Below are 15,900 nucleotides of genomic sequence, written 5' to 3' on the forward strand. Positions count from 1 at the left end.
TGAAGCACCAAGGCGAAGTCCTAGAAGAAGGCGCCCAGACCTTATCCCTTGCATTCTGTGTGCCCGACCGGAAATCCAGGGCGCAATCTGCGGATGTGCCCGGATCGAGGGTTGTGCAGGGCGGATGCGACTTCTTTCGTTTCGCCGTGAGCAATCCGGCTCGATCTCGCTATAACGCAGGCATGAAGGATCACTGCACCCGGATCGGCCCCACCGCGAGTCCTCCAATGCTGGGTCGGCCGCAACGCTAGGACCACAGGCGATGGCAACAGCCGCTTGTGGTCCGGCAGCAATGCGGGAATTCAGGAATGAGGACGGTGAAGTCGAGCGAGAGCTCGGTCGAGCTAACGCTCGACGCGGTTGGGCCAGACACGCCGTTACGCTTGAGCGTGGCGGCACGTCTGGCCTACCCTGACGGTTCGATGACCGTCAGCGGTCTTCGCAATGAGGCTGCTCGGGGCCGTCTTATGATCGAGCGGACCGCGGGCAAGCATTATACGACCCTCGCCGCAATAGAGAGGATGAGAGAGCTTTGCCGCGTCGAGCAAAAGGTCCCAGGCTATACGCGCAACCAGAGCGGCGCGACCGATCGACCGGAACCATCATCGAGCAAGCCGTCTGGGTCGTCCGAGATGGGCGCGTTAAGCGCAGCACGGGCCTCAGCGTCGAAGATGATCGACGACCTCCTGCGGCAGCCGAGCAAGCCCTCCAAGAATACCTCGCCACGAAGCACCAGGCGCCCCGAGACGGCCACCGTCCTATAGCTGCCATCCCGGTAGCAGACGTGATCAGCATCTATGTGGCGGATACAAAGGACAGGCAGCCCCGTCCGAAGGAATTTGCCTCGCGCGCCAAGCGCCTGCTTGAGTTCTGGGGTGATATGACCCTCGCTCAGGTGACGGGGCAGACCTGCCGCGAGTATGTCGAGAAGGGCGGCACACGTCGCCAGCTTGAGGATCTGCGTGCCGCCATAGGCCACCATCTCGCAGAGGGCTTGCACCGCGAGATCGTCAAGGTGGTCCTGCCGGAGAAGGGCATTCCGCGTCAGAGATGGCTCACGCGCTCCGAGGCGGCGCGCCTCGTCTGGTCCGCGTGGCGCTACCGCGAAATTCAGAAAGGCAAGGCGACTGACCGGTATTCGCGGCGGCACGTCGCCCGCTTTATCCTCGTGGGGCTCTATACCGGAACGAGGGCGGGCGCGATCTGTTCAGCCGCGTTCAAGCCGACTGACGGGTGCGGATGGATCGACCTCGAAACCGGGGTGTTCTATCGCCGGCCGGAAGGCGAGCGAGAGACAAATAAACGCAAGGCTCCTGTGCGCCTGCCGTCACGGCTGCTCGACCACCTCCGGCGCTGGAAGGCGAAGCGGGCGTGCTTCAATCATCCGGTCGAATGGATCGGCGAACCCGTCAGGGACGTGGACAAGGCTTTCCGTAATTCCGTCAAGGCCGCCGGGCTACCGCCTGATGTGACGCCGCACGTCCTGAAGCATACGGCCATCACGTGGGCCATGCAGGAGGGCATGTCGAAGGAGGACGCCGCGAAATTCTTTTCGACCACCGTCGAGACGATCGAGCGCCACTACTGGCATCACCATCCCGATTTCCAGAAGGAGGCGGCGGAGCGCATGAACCGGCGTTCCCGACAGAAACCCGACAGGAATGAGAGAAACAAACGCGAACAGAACGGAACCGAACGTGACAACGTCCTCGTTCTTAAGAGGGCAAGCTAATGTGCCCCCCCGTTCGGGACGTGGGGGTCGCAGGTTCAAATCCTGCCACTCCGACCAGCAGCCTCCGAGGCGGATCGGCCGGGCCTCGTTTCACCGCAGCACGAAGTACGGCAACGGAGCGGTGCTGCCCTCCGCCGCGATCTCCTCTCCCGCGATCTCATGCGTTCGGAGAGCGGGCTCCTGGGTGGGCGCCGGCGTCGGCCCGGGATGGGACTTTTACCACCGCCTCGCCCTCGAGCACGACCTCGCCCGCGACCGCGCAGGTGCAGGACAGCCGGGCGCGGTGCTTTTCCGGGACGAGTTCGACCACCTCGACGGTGACGTCGACCGTGTCGCCGATGCGGACGGGCGCGCGGAAGCGGAGGTTCTGCGACATGTAGATCGCGCCCGGCCCGGGGAGCCGCGTGCCCAGCACGGCCGAGATGAGGCCCGCCGTATAGAGACCGTGCGCGATCCGCGTGCCGAACGGCGTCCTGGCGGCGAAGTGCTCCGACAGGTGGATCGGGTTCCGGTCCCCGGTGATCTCGGCGAAGCCGACCACGTCCTGCGACGAGATCGTCTTCGACAGCCCGTCCTTCATGCCGACGGACAGGTCCTCGAAATGGAGCGTCCTCAGTTCGAGCATGCCGTCATCTCCTCAGGCTGGCGCGATCGAGAGATCGTCCACGCCCTGTTCTGCCGCGGCGCGGCGTTCGGCCTCGATGGCGCGGCGGAAGGCCGGGCGGCTCTCGAGACGCTCTCGATAGGCCCGAATGTCCGGGGAGAAGCGCGGCGACAGGCCGCTCTCGTCGCCGAGCATCAGGGCATAACCGACGGAGATGTCGGCCATCGTGAAGCGGCCGGCGGCAAGCCAGGTCTGGTTCGAGACCCGCTCGTTGACAGCCCGGAGGCGGGCGGAGAACCAGCGGCCGTAATCCTCCGCCGCCTGCGGCAGGCGGCGCTCGGGCGGCTCCATGCGCGAATATCGGAGCACGATCGCCTGCGGGAAGGTCAGGGTCGCCTCGCCGAAATGCAGCCAGTTGAGATAGGCGCCGTAATCCGGCTCATCGGAACTAATGGCCAGTCCGGATGGGCCATGCCGGGTCGCCAGATAGTGGCAGATCGCTGCCGATTCCGTCATCCGGGTCTCGCCGTCGACGAGCAGCGGGATCGTCCCGAGCGGATTGACCTCGAGGTATTCGGGTGCGCGCGCCCGGGGTGGGAACGGCATGACCCTGAGATCGTATTCCAGCCCGAGTTCCTCGAGCGCCCAGAGCGGGCGAAAGGAGCGGGCGCCGACGCAATGATGAAGCGTGATCACATCCGACCTCTTGAGCCTTCCCCATCCGCGCCCGTGCCCCTATATCGATGGGGCGGGGCTGCGGGGCACGTCAGGAGTACACATTCCCCGGGGCCTTATCGATCTCCTAGGGCGCTGTCCCTGGCCTCGTCCGTGGACTTGGCCAACACGGTGCCCACCTACGTTGTAGGTTCCCGGGATCGATCTCCAACGGCTCTCGTGGCTCCGCACTTTCCATCATGACCGATCTCTCGCCGGCCGGGCGGAAACAGGCGCTCCGGGCCGAAGCCTTTGCCCGCCGCGAGGCGCTCGATCGCGATTGGCGGCGCTCCGCCGCCGACTTGATCGCACAGCATGCGTTGGCTGCGCCCGAACTCGAGGATGTGCATCCGGTCGGGGGTTACTGGCCGATCCGCAGCGAGGCCGATCCGCGGCCGCTCATGGAGGCGCTCATCGCCCGTGGCCAGACCATCGCGCTCTCCCAGATCCGCCACCCGCACCTCTCCTGGCGGGAATGGCGCCCCGGTGACGTGCTCGTCCATGGCGGCTTCGGGGTGAGCGAGCCCGGGCCCGACGCGCCGGAGGTTTTTCCGAAGGCCCTGCTCGTCCCGCTCGCAGCCTTCGACAGGCGTGGCGGGCGGCTCGGCTATGGCAAGGGTCATTTCGACCGCTCGATCGCGGATCTGTCGTCCCATCATCCGGTGATCGCCATAGGGCTTGCCTATGCGGTCCAGGAGATCGAGGAAGTGCCGCGGGAGCCGCATGACCGGCTCCTCGACCTGATCGTCACGGAGGCCGGGATCATCCGGCCGCAATAGGCCTCCCATGCGTCTCCTCTTCCTGGGTGATATCGTCGGGCGTCCCGGCCGCAAGGCGGTGCTCGATCGCCTCCCCGGCCTGCGGGAGCGCTGGGCGCTCGATTGCGTCGTCATCAACGGCGAGAACTCGGCCGGCGGGTTCGGCATCACCGAGCAGATCTGCGACGAACTCCTGGAGGCCGGCGCCGACGCCGTCACACTCGGCAACCATTCCTGGGACCAGCGCGAGGCGCTCGTGTTCATCGAGCGGCAGCCGAAGCTTCTTCGCCCGGCCAATTACCCGCCCGGCACACCGGGCCGCGGCGCGACACTCGTCGATACGCGATCGGGCGCGCGCGTGCTGGTCGTGAACGTGATGGGCCGCCTCTTCATGGACCCGCTCGATGATCCATTCGCGGCAGCCGAGCGCGAGATCGCGCAATGCCCGCTCGGCCAGGTGGCGGACGCAATCATCGTGGACATGCACGCGGAAGCGACGAGCGAGAAGCAGGCGATCGGCTATTATCTCGATGGGCGCGTCTCGATGGTGGTCGGCACGCACACGCATGTGCCGACGGCTGACCATCGCGTGCTGCCGGGCGGGACGGCCTACATGTCGGACGCAGGCATGTGCGGCGACTACGAATCCATTCTCGGGCTGGCCAAGGACGAGCCGGTGCGCCGCTTCGTCGAGAAGACGCCGGGCACGCGGGCCGAGGTTGCGACCGGGGAGGGCACCCTGTCCGGCTTGGCGGTCGAGACCGACGACCGCACCGGCCTTGCCGTGAAGATCGCGGCGATCCGGATCGGGCCGAACCTCGAGGAGAGCCGGCCGGGGTTCTGGGAGTAGGTGCTTGCAAGCGCGCAACCGGCCGGTTGCGGCGAGGCCCCTTCACGGTCGTTACCGGACGGGCGACATCCCGCCGAAATCCATCCGTCACGAGCGGCGATCATGCTTCAATTCGGCCTCGATACCTTCGGCGATGTCACGGCGGATGGTGAGGGGCGCCCCCTTCCTGCCGCGCAGGTCATCCGCGATGTCGTGGAGGAGGGCGTCCTCGCCGACCGGCTCGGCATCGACTTCTTCGGGGTCGGCGAGCATCACCGCGCAGACTTCGCGGTGTCCTCGCCGGAGACCGTCCTGGCCGCCATCGCCGCACGGACGGAGCGGATCCGGCTCGGCTCCGCCGTCACCGTCCTCAGCTCCGACGACCCGGTGCGCGTTTTCCAGCGCTTCTCCACGCTGGACGCTCTCGCGAACGGTCGTGCCGAGGTGATCCTCGGTCGTGGCTCGTTCACGGAGTCCTTTCCGCTCTTCGGCTACCCGCTGGATGCCTACGAGACGCTGTTCTCCGAAAAGCTCGACCTGTTCGCGGCGCTGCTGGAGAACGGGCCTGTCACCTGGCAAGGGACGGTTCGGCCACCCCTGAAGGGGCAACGCGTGTTCCCGGAAATGGAGGGTCGGCGCCTCACCACCTGGATCGGCGTCGGGGGCTCGCCGGAATCGGTGGTCCGCGCCGCCCGGTACGACCTGCCGCTGATGCTCGCCGTCATCGGCGGAGAGCCCGCGCGCTTCCGCCCTTATGTCGATCTGTACCATCGGGCCTATGCCAGCATCGGACGGGCCGCCAAGCCGATCGGCGTCCATTCGCCCGGTTACGTGGCAGAGACGGACGCGCTCGCTCGCGAGGAATTCTTCCCCGACTACAAGAGCATGCGCGACCGCATCGGTGCGGAGCGCGGCTGGCCGCCGATGAGCCGGGCCGAGTTCGACCGCGAGATCGAGCACGGGTCCCTCTATGTCGGCTCTCCCGAGACGGTCGCGGCCAAGATCGCCCGCACCGTCCGGGCGCTCGGCATCTCGCGGTTCCAGCTCAAGTACAGTGCCGGGCCGCTATCCCACGCACGCCTCATGAGGTGCATCGAGCTCTATGCCTCGGAGGTGGTGCCGCGGGTCAGGGCGGCTCTTGGGGAGGGCGGCCCGGCGACCACGGCCTGACCACCACCGGGCCCGTTTGGGGTGACGAATTCTTAAGCGAATGCACGGCTTTTGAAGCTTCGATGTCGCGAGAGCACAGCTCGCGGCCCAGCCATTGCCGCCGGTGCGTGTCTGCCGGCGGTGCGTATGGAGTATCGGCTTGGCGAAGCATCCGCGTATTCCCGCCGTCCTGGCGCTTACGCTGACGGCGCTCACGCTCGGCGCCTGCGGTCACAATCCGGGCGGGTTCGGGCCCACGGCACAGCTCAGCGAGAAGGAGTGCATGGCGCGGGTCATGTATTTCGAATCCAATCGCTCCAGCGACGACGGGATGCTGGCGGTTGGCACCGTCGTGATGAACCGGCTGCAATCGCCCAGGTATCCAAAGACGGTGTGCGGCGTGGTCGGGCAGCAGAACCAGTTCGCCGAGGGGGCGCTGAGCAAGCACGTCAACAAGCGCCACTCCTCTTGGGCGCGCGCGGAGCGGGCCGCGGATGCCGTGCTTTCCGGCCAGCGGCATGCGGGCGTCGGGGCGGCCATGTTCTTCCACACAGCCGGCTACAGCTTCCCCTACCGCAACATGAAGTACGTGACGCTCGCCGGGGGCAACATCTTCTACGACAAGCGCTACCCGGCGCCCGGCGCACCTTCCTGGCCCTCCGCGAACAGCTTCGCCCGGAACTTCGGCAAGCCGGGAGAGTCCTTGGCGCCCGTCATGGTGGCGGACGCGGCGCCCATCCGGGCGACACGGCCCGAGCCGCTCATGGTCGCCACGAGGGCGCCGGCTTCCGCCGCCGCGAAGCCCGAGCCGACCGTCCTTGCCGCGAAACCCTCGGCGAGGCCGGTGCAACCGGTGGCGCTCGCGTCGGCAGCGCCGGGCAAGCGCCCCACGTTCGATCCGGCGCAGATCGCCTCGGTGTTGGCGAAGCCGGCTCCAGGCAAGGCGAAGCCGGCTCAGGTCGCCGCGCAGCAGCCGCCGACGAAGTCCAGGCCGATTGTGCTGGCGATGGCGGAGAGCAAGTCCCGCTCCGGCGGGATCAGCATCGCGGACCTGATCGAGCGCGATACAAGGAGGCGCTAGCGCGTCGCGGCCGTGATGCCGCCATCCACGATGAGCTCGGTGGCCGTGACGTAGCGGGCCTCGTCGGACGCCAGGAACAATGTGGCGTTGGCGACGTCCCAAGCGTCGCCCATGCGGCCGATCGGGACCTGGTTGTTGCGCCTGCTGACGAAGCCGTCGTAGTCGCCGCCCGCATATTTCTCCGCGAGCCGCTCCACGAGCGGCGTGTGCATCAGGCCGGGCACCACGCAGTTCAGGCGCACGCCCGTGGAGGCATGGATGATGGCGGTCGTCCGGGTGAACTGGATCAGTGCCGCCTTCGCGGCGGAGTAGCCGACCTGCGGCTTGCCGATGTAGCGGAGTGCCGCGACGGACGAGACGTTCACGATCGAGCCGCCCCCCTGCCGCTCCATGATGGGGATCGCGTGCTTGCAGGTCAGGAAGGCCGTCGTGACGTTGAGCTGGAACTGCGCCTCCCAGGTCTCGATCGCCATCTCCACCGGGCCACCCGGTTCGGACTGGCCCACATTGTTGACCAGGATGTCGATACGGCCGTACCGCTCGGCCGTCTCCGAGATGAAGGCTTCGACGTCCTCGGGCGAGGTCGCGTCGGATACCACCACCTCGCAGGCGTTCCCCTCCTCTACGATGAGACGGCGGGTCTCATCCGCGGCGCCGGCGTTCCGGTCGGTGCCAACCACGCGTGCGCCCTGGCGGGCGAGCAGCGTCGCGATGGCCTTGCCGTTGCCCCAGCCAGGCCCGCTCGATCCGCAGCCCGTTACGACCGCGACCTTTCCGTCCAACCTCAGCATGCGCGATCCTCCCGAGCCCGAGCCATCCCGCTCTCTGCCGCCCGGATGACAAACGGCGCAACCTCTCCTAAGTCCCGGTCAGCTTTTCCCCAGGTGCATGCGGGGCTCCCCGGCGCCTGACGACATACAGGTGAGGCATGGCCGGGCATTCCCAGTTCAAGAACATCATGCACCGGAAGGGGCGCCAGGATGCGCAGCGCTCCAAGCTGTTCTCCAAGCTGGCGCGCGAGATAACCGTCGCGGCCAAGATGGGCACGCCCGACCCGGCCATGAATCCCCGGCTGCGTGCTGCCATCCTGGCGGCCCGGGCCGAGAACATGCCCAAGGACAACATCCAGCGCGCGATCAGCAAGGCGTTGGGCGGCGATGCCGAGAACTATGAGGAGATCCGCTACGAGGGCTATGGCCCCGGCGGCGCTGCCGTGATCGTCGAGGCCATGACGGACAACCGCAACCGCACGGCATCGGACGTCCGGTCGGTGTTCACGAAGGCGGGCGGCAACCTCGCCGAGACCGGCGCCGTCGCCTTCATGTTCGACCGGGTCGGCGTGGTCGAGTTCGACGCCAAGGCAGCCGACGCCGACGCCATGCTCGAGGCCGCGATCGAGGCGGGTGCAGAGGACGTCGAATCCGACGAGAACGGCCATACCGTCTACTGTGACCAGGGCGCGCTCGGCGAGGTGACGAAAACCCTGGAGGCGCGCTTCGGCGAGCCACGCAAGTCGGCGCTCGTGTGGAAGCCGCAGAATGCGGTGGCCGTCGACGATGAGGCGGGCGAAAAGCTGGTGCGGCTCGTCGAGGCGCTTGAGGACCACGACGACGTGCAGAACGTCTACGGGAACTTCGAGCTCTCTGAAGCCCTCCTGGCCAAGATGAGCTGAGGCCTTGGCCGGCCCGCTGCCGCCTGCGCTCGAGGCGCTCGCAGCCTCGGGCCCGCATCCGGACCATCGCGACGAGCTGATGCTTTTCGGCCAGTTCGTCGGCAGCTGGGATCTGGACGTCACCTGGTATGAGGCTGGCGCGCCCGTGCGGCGCGAGAGGGGCGAATGGCATTTCGCCTGGATTTTGGAGGGGAGGGCGGTCCAGGACATCTGGATCGTGCCGCCCCGGATCGAGCGCACGGCCCGGAGCGACCTCTATGAATACGGCTCCTCCCTGCGCTTCTACGATCCTGCGCTTGGCGCCTGGCGCTCGACCTGGATCGGCCCGATGCGCGGGGCCGTGATCCCCTTCATCGCACGCGGGATCGGCGACGAGATCGTGCTCGAAGGGCAGGAGCCCGGGGACGACAGGCCGATGCGCTGGATCTTCTCCGGCATCGCGCCGGACCGGTTCCTGTGGCGCAAAACCGTATCCGGCGACGGCGGCAGCACCTGGACGACACAGCAGGATTTCGTCTGCCGCCGCTCCGCGTGATCCGGTAACGCGTCTCCGGTAGACGGAGAAGATGCGCGAGCCTCCGATTCGCATCCTCGGCCTCGACCCGGGCCTTCGCCGCACCGGCTGGGGCGTCGTTGTCGTCGAAGGCACCCGGCTGACCTATGTGGCCTCGGGCCTCGTCACCTCCTCGGAGGAGCTGTCGCTCGCCGAGCGGCTGCGTGAGCTGCACGATGGCCTCGCCGCGACGGTCCGCTTCCAGGCCCCTGACGAGGTCGCGGTCGAGGAAACCTTCGTCAACACCAACGCTCAGTCGACCCTGAAGCTCGGCCATGCCCGGGCGGTGTCTCTCCTCGTTCCGGCCCTCGCCGGTCTTCCGGTCGCGGAATACGCCGCCAACCTCGTGAAGAAGACGGTGGTCGGGACCGGTCACGCCGACAAGCGGCAGATCCAGGCCATGGTGAAGGTGCTGCTGCCGAAGGCCAATCCAGCCTCGGCCGATGCGGCCGACGCGCTGGCGATCGCCGTCACGCACGCGCATCACCGCAGGGCGAAGGCGCTGGTCAGGATGGCGTCATGATCGGCAAGCTGAAAGGCGTGGTGGACAGCTACGGCGAGGACCACGCCATCATCGACGTGCAGGGCGTCGGCTATGTCGTCCATTGCTCGTCCAGGACGCTGCGGCGGCTGCCCGGCATCGGCGAGGCGACGGTGCTCTCGATCGATACGCATGTCCGCGAGGACATGATCCGGCTCTACGGCTTCGAGTCAGATGCCGAGCGCGAATGGTTCCGGCTCCTGCAAACAGTCCAGGGCGTCGGCGCGAAGGTGGCGCTCGCCATTCTGTCCTCCCTCGATCCCGGGAGCCTCGCGACCGCGGTCGCGACGGGCGACAAGGCGGCGGTCGCGCGGTCGCCCGGGGTGGGGCCGAAGCTCGCCGCCCGCATCGTCGCCGAGCTGAAGGACAAGGCGCCGATCTTCGGAGCCGTCGATCCGGGTCTCGTGCGGCTCTCAGGTGCCGTGGAAGACAGGTCCGCACCGCCTGCCATCTCCGATGCGGTGTCTGCCCTCGTAAATCTCGGTTACGCCCAGGCGCAGGCCTCCGCCGCCGTGGCGGCCGCGCTCAAGAGCGCGGGCGAAGGTGCAGAGGCACCGATGCTGATCAGGCTGGGCCTGCGGGAACTCGCCGCCGCTCGCTGATTGCGACCGGGGAACCTGCCCCGGTCCTTCCGGTTGGCTCTCACCAGGAGGGAGCCATGATCAGATATCTTCTCGGCCTTGCCGCGCTCGTCGCTGCAGCGCCTGCGCTCGCGCAGAGCCCGAGCTCAGTTCCGCTGCGCGACAACACCCCAGACCGTGAATCGACCGTCAGCCGCCCCGATCCGCGCAGAACCTCTCCCGACACGACGCAGAGCGTTCGCGGGGATCCGAACGCTCGCAACCGCCGAGATGGTCGTGTCGCACCCCCGGCGGCGATCGACAGTGGCGTGCAGGTGATCGCGCCCGAGAAGCGCTAGCCGGACGTCACTGTTCGGCCCTGCGGGCGAAGCTGTGCTAGGTCCGGTCTGCGCCGCCTGAGGCGCCGAATCGAAACCGGGCAGCCTTGGCCGTTCCCTCCAAAAAGACCCTCGTGAGCCCGGAGCGCCGCGGCGACGATCCCGACGCATCGCTGCGCCCGCTGGCGCTCGCCGAGTTCATCGGCCAGCGCGCCGCGCGCAAGAACCTTCAGGTCTTCATCGATGCCGCCAAGGGCAGGGGAGAGGCCCTGGACCACGTGCTGTTCGTCGGCCCTCCAGGGCTCGGCAAGACGACGCTGGCCCAGATCGTGGCGCGGGAACTCGGGGTGAATTTCCGCTCGACCTCCGGCCCCGTGATTGCCAAGGCGGGCGACCTTGCGGCCCAGCTCACCAATCTCGACGAGCGCGACGTCCTGTTCATCGACGAGATCCACCGGCTCAATCCGGCCGTGGAGGAGATCCTGTATCCCGCCATGGAGGATTATCAGCTCGACCTCATGATCGGGGAGGGGCCGGCCGCCCGATCAGTGAAGATCGACCTGCCCAAATTCACGCTGGTCGGCGCAACCACCCGGGCCGGTCTCCTCACGACGCCTCTTCGGGACCGGTTCGGCATTCCGATCCGCCTCGAATTCTACGACACCGACGAGCTCGAGCTAATCGTGAGCCGCGGGGCGCGCGTGCTCGGCATCGGCATCGAGCCTGCCGGCGCGCGCGAGATCGCAGCCCGTTCGCGCGGCACCCCGCGCATCGCCGGGCGGCTGCTGCGCCGGGTCCGCGATTTCGCGCTGGTGGAGGGATCGGACCGGATCACGCGCGAGATCGCGGACAGCTCGCTCCGGCTGCTCGACGTCGATGCGGCGGGGCTCGACCAGATGGACCGCAAGTACCTGACGATGATCGCCGCGAACTACGGGGGCGGGCCGGTCGGCGTGGAGACGATCGCAGCGGCCCTCTCGGAGCCGCGCGACGCGATCGAGGAGATCATCGAGCCGTTTCTCATCCAGCGCGGTTTCGTCCAACGAACCCCGCGCGGGCGGCTCCTCACCGCCCATGCATTCCGTCACCTCGGCCTGCCTGAGCCAAATCGCGATCCGGCGGCACAGTTCGGCCTCTTTACGGAGGAGGATTAGGAACCGGCGGGGACGCCTGGGGCGTTCTAGCCGGCGATGTCCTCGCGGAGCTCTCCATGCGCCGTCTCTTCATGCTGGCCCTTCTTGCACTTCCGACCAGCGCGGGTGCGCAGAGCCTGTCGACCATCGAGTGCGCGACCTACCGGGCGGCGCTGACCGCCTCCGGCGAGAGTGTGAAGGCGCTGGCCCGAGGTGCTCGGGAGATCGATCTGAGCTCGCTGCGCGCCAAGGTCGACGAGGATACCAAGCGCGCCATCTCGCGGCTGGAGGATGCGAATGTGAACCTTCAGCCGGCGATGGAGGAATGGGCCGCGGCCGCGGCGGCCTTGTCCGAGCGCATCAAGGCTGCTTGTTCGGGCTGATGCACGATTCCTTCCGTCACCGCCTCTCCGTCCGCGTCTATTACGAGGACACTGACTTCTCGGGGGTCGTCTACCACGCGAACTACCTGCGCTTTCTGGAACGCGGGCGAACGGAGCTCCTGCGGGAGGTCGGGGTCGACCAGTCCATCTTGCACGCCGAGCCGGGCGGCGTCATCTTCGTCGTGCGGCGGATGGCTATCGAATACGTCCGGCCCGCCCGCATGGATGATGTGCTGACCGTCGAGACCGAGACGGTTGAGATCCGCGGCGCCTCCCTCCGCATGGCTCAACGAATCCTCCGGGACGACACGGTCCTGCTCACGGCCGACGTGCATGTGGCCGTTCTTGCGGGAGGCAAGCCCGCGCGCCTGCCGGACGATCTAAGGCGCCTCCTGGAGGCCGCGGGCGCATGAAGCGAGTCTTGATCAAGGTCGCTGCGGCCATCGCGCTGCTTGCCTTCGCTCGGCCGCACCCCGCCACCAGCGCGGCCGAGCCCGTCTGCCGCCGCCTGACCCATGAGGACCAGGGCTACACGGTTTGCACGGCGGACCTGCGTCGGCACGACATCCGGCTCTTCTGGAAAGCGAAGGACGGCGATCCCTATGGGGGTTTCCGGCGGCTGCTCCCTGAGGCCGGTCCGGGACTGCTCGCCGCGATGAATGCCGGCATGTACGATCCCGCACTGGCGCCGGTCGGCCTCTACGTCGAGAACGGGCGCCAGCTGAAGGCGGCCAGCACCGCCGGCGGCCAGGGCAACTTTCACCTGAAGCCGAACGGCATCTTCTTCATCGAGAAGGGAAAAGCAGCCGTTATGGAGACCGGCGCCTATCTCAAGCGCAGGCCCAAGGCGGAATTCGCGACGCAGTCCGGCCCGATGCTCGTCATCGGCGGGCGCCTGCATCCGAAGATCTCCGAGGACGGGCCGTCCAGGAAGCTCCGCAATGGCGTCGGCGTAAAGGATCCGAAGACGGTCCTGTTCGCGATCTCCGACGGACCTGTGAGCTTCGGGCAGTTTGCGCGTCTGTTCCGGGACGCGCTCGGATGTCGCGACGCGCTCTTCCTCGACGGTTCCGTATCGAGCCTCTACTCGCCCGATGTGAAGCGGCAGGACTGGCTTCTTCCGCTCGGACCATTGGTCGGCATCATGAACCGGGACGGAACGGCGAGGTAACGCACCCTTAACCCTGACAATGTGTTAAGTGGGATCTGCGAACCTTATGCAGGCGGGCGCTCTTACTTTCGACAGATTTCCGGCACACCGAGAGACGCTCTGCCCGAGATCTTTCGACGAACGGCGCGACCGCAGATCTTCGGTGCGCTGCTGATGAGGACTTGTCGAGAATGAACCCGGCTGACGCCCTCCCCGTCGCCCACGATCTATCGCTCTGGGGCCTCTTCATGAGCGCCTCCCCGGTCGTGAAGCTTGTCATGATCGGTCTTCTGGCCGCCTCCGTCTGGTGCTGGGCGATCATCATCGACAAGACGCTGCTCTTCCGCCGCACCCGGGCCGAGATGGACCGGTTCGAGGACGTGTTCTGGTCCGGCCAGTCGCTGGACGAACTGTACCGGGCGCTGAAGGACAAACCCGCGGCCGGCCTGCCGGCGATCTTCGTGGCGGCGATGCGCGAGTGGAAGCGGAGCTTCGAGGGGTCCGGCCGGCAGGTCGCCAGCCTCGCCCAGCGGATCGACAAGGTGCTCGACGTGACCATCCAGCGCGAGGTCGAGCGGCTCGATTCCAAGCTCGTCTTCCTCGCTTCGATCGGCTCGGCCGGCCCGTATATCGGCCTGTTCGGCACCGTCTGGGGCATCATGACGGCCTTCACGTCGATCGCGGCTTCCAAGAACACCAGCCTTGCCGTCGTGGCGCCCGGCATTGCCGAGGCGCTCTTCGCGACCGCGATCGGCCTCTTTGCTGCGATCCCGGCCGTTCTCGCCTACAACAAGCTGCAGGCGCAGGTCTCGAAGGCGCAGGGACGCCTCGAAGGCTTCGCGGACGAGTTCTCGGCGATCCTGTCCCGGCAGATCGACGAGCGCATGGCGCTTGCGGCCTGAGGTCGGCGGATGGGAGCCATGATCGGAGCCGCCGGCGGCGGTGGACGCAGGCGCCGGCGCGGTCGCCGGGCCGGCGTCATCAACGAGATCAACATGACGCCGTTCATCGACGTCATGTTGGTATTGCTCATCATCTTCATGGTCGCCGCGCCGCTGATGACGGTCGGCGTGCCGCTCGACCTGCCGCAGACCAAGGCGGCGCAACTGAACGTCGACCAGAAGCCCATCATGCTGTCCATCCGGCAGAGCGGGCAGGTCTTCCTCGCCGAGGCTGAACTGAAGGACAACGAGATCATCCCCCGACTTGGCCAGATCGCCAAGAACGGCCAGGAGGAGCGCGTCTTTGTGCGGGGCGACAAGAAGGTGGATTACGGCCGCGTAGCCGAGGTCATGGCCATCGTGACCTCTGGCGGGTTCAAGCGCGTCGCGCTCGTCACCGAGCCCGAGCAGCGCTGAGGGTGCGTCGCGTCCCGTGGGCCTGACCTTCAACCGATCCGAGCCGGGAGCCTGGATCTCCGGCGCTGCGCATGGCGCCCTCCTGCTCGCCGCCGTGTTCGGCCTCTCGTCCGGCAAGCTGCCGGACGCCGAGGAGGGCATCCCGGTCGAGGTGATGACGGAGAACCAGTTCTCCGAGATGACCAAGGGCGAGCGGCAGGCCGCAAAGCCTCTTCCTGATGCCAAGCCGCGCGCCGACCGCGTGGCCGAGACGCGCGTCGAGCGGGATCCTGGCGAGGCGAAGATGGACGCTCCGGCCCCGCCGAAACGGCCGGCCGAGGTGAAGCTCGCCGAGGAGGATACGGAGGCTGCGGCCTCCCCGGCTCCCCCGCCGCCGCCCCCCGCACAGCGTCTGGCCGAGGCGAAGCCCGAGCCGGCTGCCGCTCCAGCGCCGCCGAGCAGGCCCGAACCGCCGAAGCCGGATCCCAAGATCGAGGCGCAGAAGGCCGCCGAAGCCAAGGCTGCTGCCGAAGCGAAGGCCGTCGAGGCCCAAAAGCTCGCGGAGAGGCAGGAGGCCGAGGCGCTCGAAAAGGCGCGCGTCGAGGCCGCGAAGGCGAAGGCCGAGGCTGAGCGCCGGAAGCAGGTGGCCGAGGCGAAGGCGAAAGCCGAGGCGGACGCCAAGGCGAAGGTGGAAGCCGAGCACCGCAAGCAGGTGGCAGAAGCCAAGGCCAAGGCCGACCTCGAGGCGAAGCTGAAGGCGATCGCCGATGCCGAGGCGAAAGCCAAGGCGGAGGCCGAAGCCGAGCGCCGCAAGGAGATCGCGGAAGCGAAGGCCGAAGCCCGGGCGAAGGCGCTCGCCCAGGCGAAGGCCAAGGCCGACGCTGAAGCCAAGGCCCGTAAGCAGGCCGAAGCGGCCGAGAAGTTCAGCCCCGGCGATATCCGCGAACTCCTCGCCTCCAAGGAGGCGTCGCAATCCTCGGGTGCGACCGGCCGGGAGGTCCAGCGGACCGCCTCGCTCGGAACCGCGACCGGGAGCTCGCAGCGCCTGAACCCGAGCCAACGCGACCAGTTGATCGGGCTCCTGTCCGAGCAGCTTCACCGTTGCTGGCAGGTGCCGATCGCGGCCCAGTCCGCAGACAGGCCCCCTGTTCCCACGGTTCGCGTGAAACTCAACCAGGACGGCTCGCTCGCGGCTGAGCCGGTGGTGATGAACGGCTCGGGCGATCCACTATTCCGCACCGTCGCGGACAGCGCGACGCGGGCGACCCGCCGCTGTGCCCCGCTCCGCATCCCGGCCCAATTCGCGCCCTTCTACAACGACTGGCGCGATCTGGTCGTCAACTTCGACCCCCGCCAGCTGGGCTAA

At 67.6% G+C, this 15,900-nt stretch carries 20 protein-coding genes and 1 other RNA gene; 18 read left to right on the plus strand and 3 right to left on the minus strand.

Translation table 11 applies throughout. The features are described 5' to 3' along the window. Positions 1 to 784 precede the first annotated feature (784 nt). Positions 785 to 1,732, plus strand: a complete 948-nt coding sequence (locus ACO2SS_RS23970) for a tyrosine-type recombinase/integrase (protein ID WP_423280369.1) — start codon at positions 785 to 787, stop codon at positions 1,730 to 1,732. Between the two features lie 157 nt (positions 1,733 to 1,889). On the opposite strand, the gene ACO2SS_RS23975 is transcribed toward ACO2SS_RS23970, so the two are convergent. Together ACO2SS_RS23975 and ACO2SS_RS23980 are read right to left on the minus strand one after the other, a co-directional pair. Beyond that, positions 1,890 to 2,357 (minus strand): MaoC family dehydratase, encoded by a 468-nt coding sequence (locus ACO2SS_RS23975; protein ID WP_423280370.1) that lies wholly within the window; start codon positions 2,355 to 2,357, stop codon positions 1,890 to 1,892. 12 nt (positions 2,358 to 2,369) lie between these two features. Continuing rightward, the gene (locus ACO2SS_RS23980) at positions 2,370 to 3,032 is read right to left on the minus strand and encodes a glutathione S-transferase family protein (protein ID WP_423280371.1); all 663 of its coding nucleotides are present in this window, start codon (positions 3,030 to 3,032) and stop codon (positions 2,370 to 2,372) included. A gap of 52 nt (positions 3,033 to 3,084) precedes the next feature. On the opposite strand from ACO2SS_RS23980, the gene ssrS reads away from it, so the two are divergent. The 5 genes from ssrS to ACO2SS_RS24005 all read left to right on the plus strand — a co-directional run bounded on the left by ssrS (position 3,085) and on the right by ACO2SS_RS24005 (position 6,867). Continuing rightward, a non-coding RNA gene (gene ssrS, locus ACO2SS_RS23985) (6S RNA) lies at positions 3,085 to 3,241 on the plus strand. A gap of 9 nt (positions 3,242 to 3,250) precedes the next feature. Then, positions 3,251 to 3,829: a 5-formyltetrahydrofolate cyclo-ligase gene (locus ACO2SS_RS23990; protein ID WP_423280372.1), complete on the plus strand. Its 579-nt coding sequence runs from the start codon at positions 3,251 to 3,253 to the stop codon at positions 3,827 to 3,829. Positions 3,830 to 3,836: 7 nt separating this feature from the next. Beyond that, the gene (locus tag ACO2SS_RS23995; protein ID WP_423280373.1) at positions 3,837 to 4,658 is read left to right on the plus strand and encodes a TIGR00282 family metallophosphoesterase; all 822 of its coding nucleotides are present in this window, start codon (positions 3,837 to 3,839) and stop codon (positions 4,656 to 4,658) included. Between the two features lie 102 nt (positions 4,659 to 4,760). Beyond that, a complete protein-coding gene (locus ACO2SS_RS24000) occupies positions 4,761 to 5,807 on the plus strand; it encodes an LLM class flavin-dependent oxidoreductase (RefSeq protein WP_423280374.1) in 1,047 nt (348 codons plus the stop codon). Between the two features lie 139 nt (positions 5,808 to 5,946). Then, positions 5,947 to 6,867: a cell wall hydrolase gene (locus tag ACO2SS_RS24005; RefSeq protein ID WP_423280375.1), complete on the plus strand. Its 921-nt coding sequence runs from the start codon at positions 5,947 to 5,949 to the stop codon at positions 6,865 to 6,867. Here ACO2SS_RS24005 and ACO2SS_RS24010 read toward each other — a convergent pair. Then, complete coding sequence (locus ACO2SS_RS24010; protein WP_423280376.1) at positions 6,864 to 7,658, minus strand: SDR family NAD(P)-dependent oxidoreductase; 795 nt, start codon at positions 7,656 to 7,658, stop codon at positions 6,864 to 6,866. The two genes, ACO2SS_RS24005 and ACO2SS_RS24010, sit on opposite strands and share 4 nt — an antisense overlap. Before the next feature lie 137 nt (positions 7,659 to 7,795). Here ACO2SS_RS24010 and ACO2SS_RS24015 point away from each other — a divergent pair, with 137 nt between their 5' ends. The 12 genes from ACO2SS_RS24015 to tolA all read left to right on the plus strand — a co-directional run bounded on the left by ACO2SS_RS24015 (position 7,796) and on the right by tolA (position 15,900). Beyond that, a complete protein-coding gene (locus ACO2SS_RS24015; RefSeq protein ID WP_423280377.1) occupies positions 7,796 to 8,539 on the plus strand; it encodes a YebC/PmpR family DNA-binding transcriptional regulator in 744 nt (247 codons plus the stop codon). 4 nt (positions 8,540 to 8,543) lie between these two features. Continuing rightward, positions 8,544 to 9,074: a hypothetical protein gene (locus ACO2SS_RS24020; protein WP_423280378.1), complete on the plus strand. Its 531-nt coding sequence runs from the start codon at positions 8,544 to 8,546 to the stop codon at positions 9,072 to 9,074. Positions 9,075 to 9,105: 31 nt separating this feature from the next. After that, positions 9,106 to 9,615, plus strand: coding sequence for a crossover junction endodeoxyribonuclease RuvC (gene ruvC / locus ACO2SS_RS24025; protein ID WP_423280379.1), 510 nt, complete (start codon positions 9,106 to 9,108; stop codon positions 9,613 to 9,615). Further along, the gene (gene ruvA, locus ACO2SS_RS24030; RefSeq protein WP_423280380.1) at positions 9,612 to 10,235 is read left to right on the plus strand and encodes a Holliday junction branch migration protein RuvA; all 624 of its coding nucleotides are present in this window, start codon (positions 9,612 to 9,614) and stop codon (positions 10,233 to 10,235) included. The genes ruvC and ruvA overlap by 4 nt, the downstream gene beginning before the upstream one ends. A gap of 56 nt (positions 10,236 to 10,291) precedes the next feature. Further along, a complete protein-coding gene (locus ACO2SS_RS24035) occupies positions 10,292 to 10,552 on the plus strand; it encodes a hypothetical protein (RefSeq protein ID WP_423280381.1) in 261 nt (86 codons plus the stop codon). A gap of 86 nt (positions 10,553 to 10,638) precedes the next feature. Further along, on the plus strand, positions 10,639 to 11,685 hold the full coding sequence (gene ruvB / locus ACO2SS_RS24040) for a Holliday junction branch migration DNA helicase RuvB (RefSeq protein WP_423280382.1): 1,047 nt from the start codon (positions 10,639 to 10,641) through the stop codon (positions 11,683 to 11,685). 56 nt (positions 11,686 to 11,741) lie between these two features. Then, entirely contained in the window at positions 11,742 to 12,047 is a 306-nt protein-coding gene (locus ACO2SS_RS24045; protein ID WP_423280383.1) for a hypothetical protein, read from the plus strand. After that, the gene (gene ybgC, locus ACO2SS_RS24050; RefSeq protein ID WP_423280384.1) at positions 12,047 to 12,460 is read left to right on the plus strand and encodes a tol-pal system-associated acyl-CoA thioesterase; all 414 of its coding nucleotides are present in this window, start codon (positions 12,047 to 12,049) and stop codon (positions 12,458 to 12,460) included. The genes ACO2SS_RS24045 and ybgC overlap by 1 nt, the downstream gene beginning before the upstream one ends. Beyond that, on the plus strand, positions 12,457 to 13,218 hold the full coding sequence (locus ACO2SS_RS24055) for a phosphodiester glycosidase family protein (protein ID WP_423280385.1): 762 nt from the start codon (positions 12,457 to 12,459) through the stop codon (positions 13,216 to 13,218). The genes ybgC and ACO2SS_RS24055 overlap by 4 nt, the downstream gene beginning before the upstream one ends. A 170-nt stretch (positions 13,219 to 13,388) precedes the next feature. Further along, a complete protein-coding gene (gene tolQ / locus ACO2SS_RS24060) occupies positions 13,389 to 14,099 on the plus strand; it encodes a protein TolQ (RefSeq protein ID WP_423280386.1) in 711 nt (236 codons plus the stop codon). Positions 14,100 to 14,108: 9 nt separating this feature from the next. After that, the gene (locus tag ACO2SS_RS24065) at positions 14,109 to 14,555 is read left to right on the plus strand and encodes an ExbD/TolR family protein (protein WP_423280387.1); all 447 of its coding nucleotides are present in this window, start codon (positions 14,109 to 14,111) and stop codon (positions 14,553 to 14,555) included. Positions 14,556 to 14,571: 16 nt separating this feature from the next. Beyond that, positions 14,572 to 15,900: a cell envelope integrity protein TolA gene (tolA, locus tag ACO2SS_RS24070; protein ID WP_423280388.1), complete on the plus strand. Its 1,329-nt coding sequence runs from the start codon at positions 14,572 to 14,574 to the stop codon at positions 15,898 to 15,900.

The organism is Enterovirga sp. CN4-39, assembly GCF_049446235.1.
Taxonomy (GTDB): domain Bacteria; phylum Pseudomonadota; class Alphaproteobacteria; order Rhizobiales; family Beijerinckiaceae; genus Enterovirga.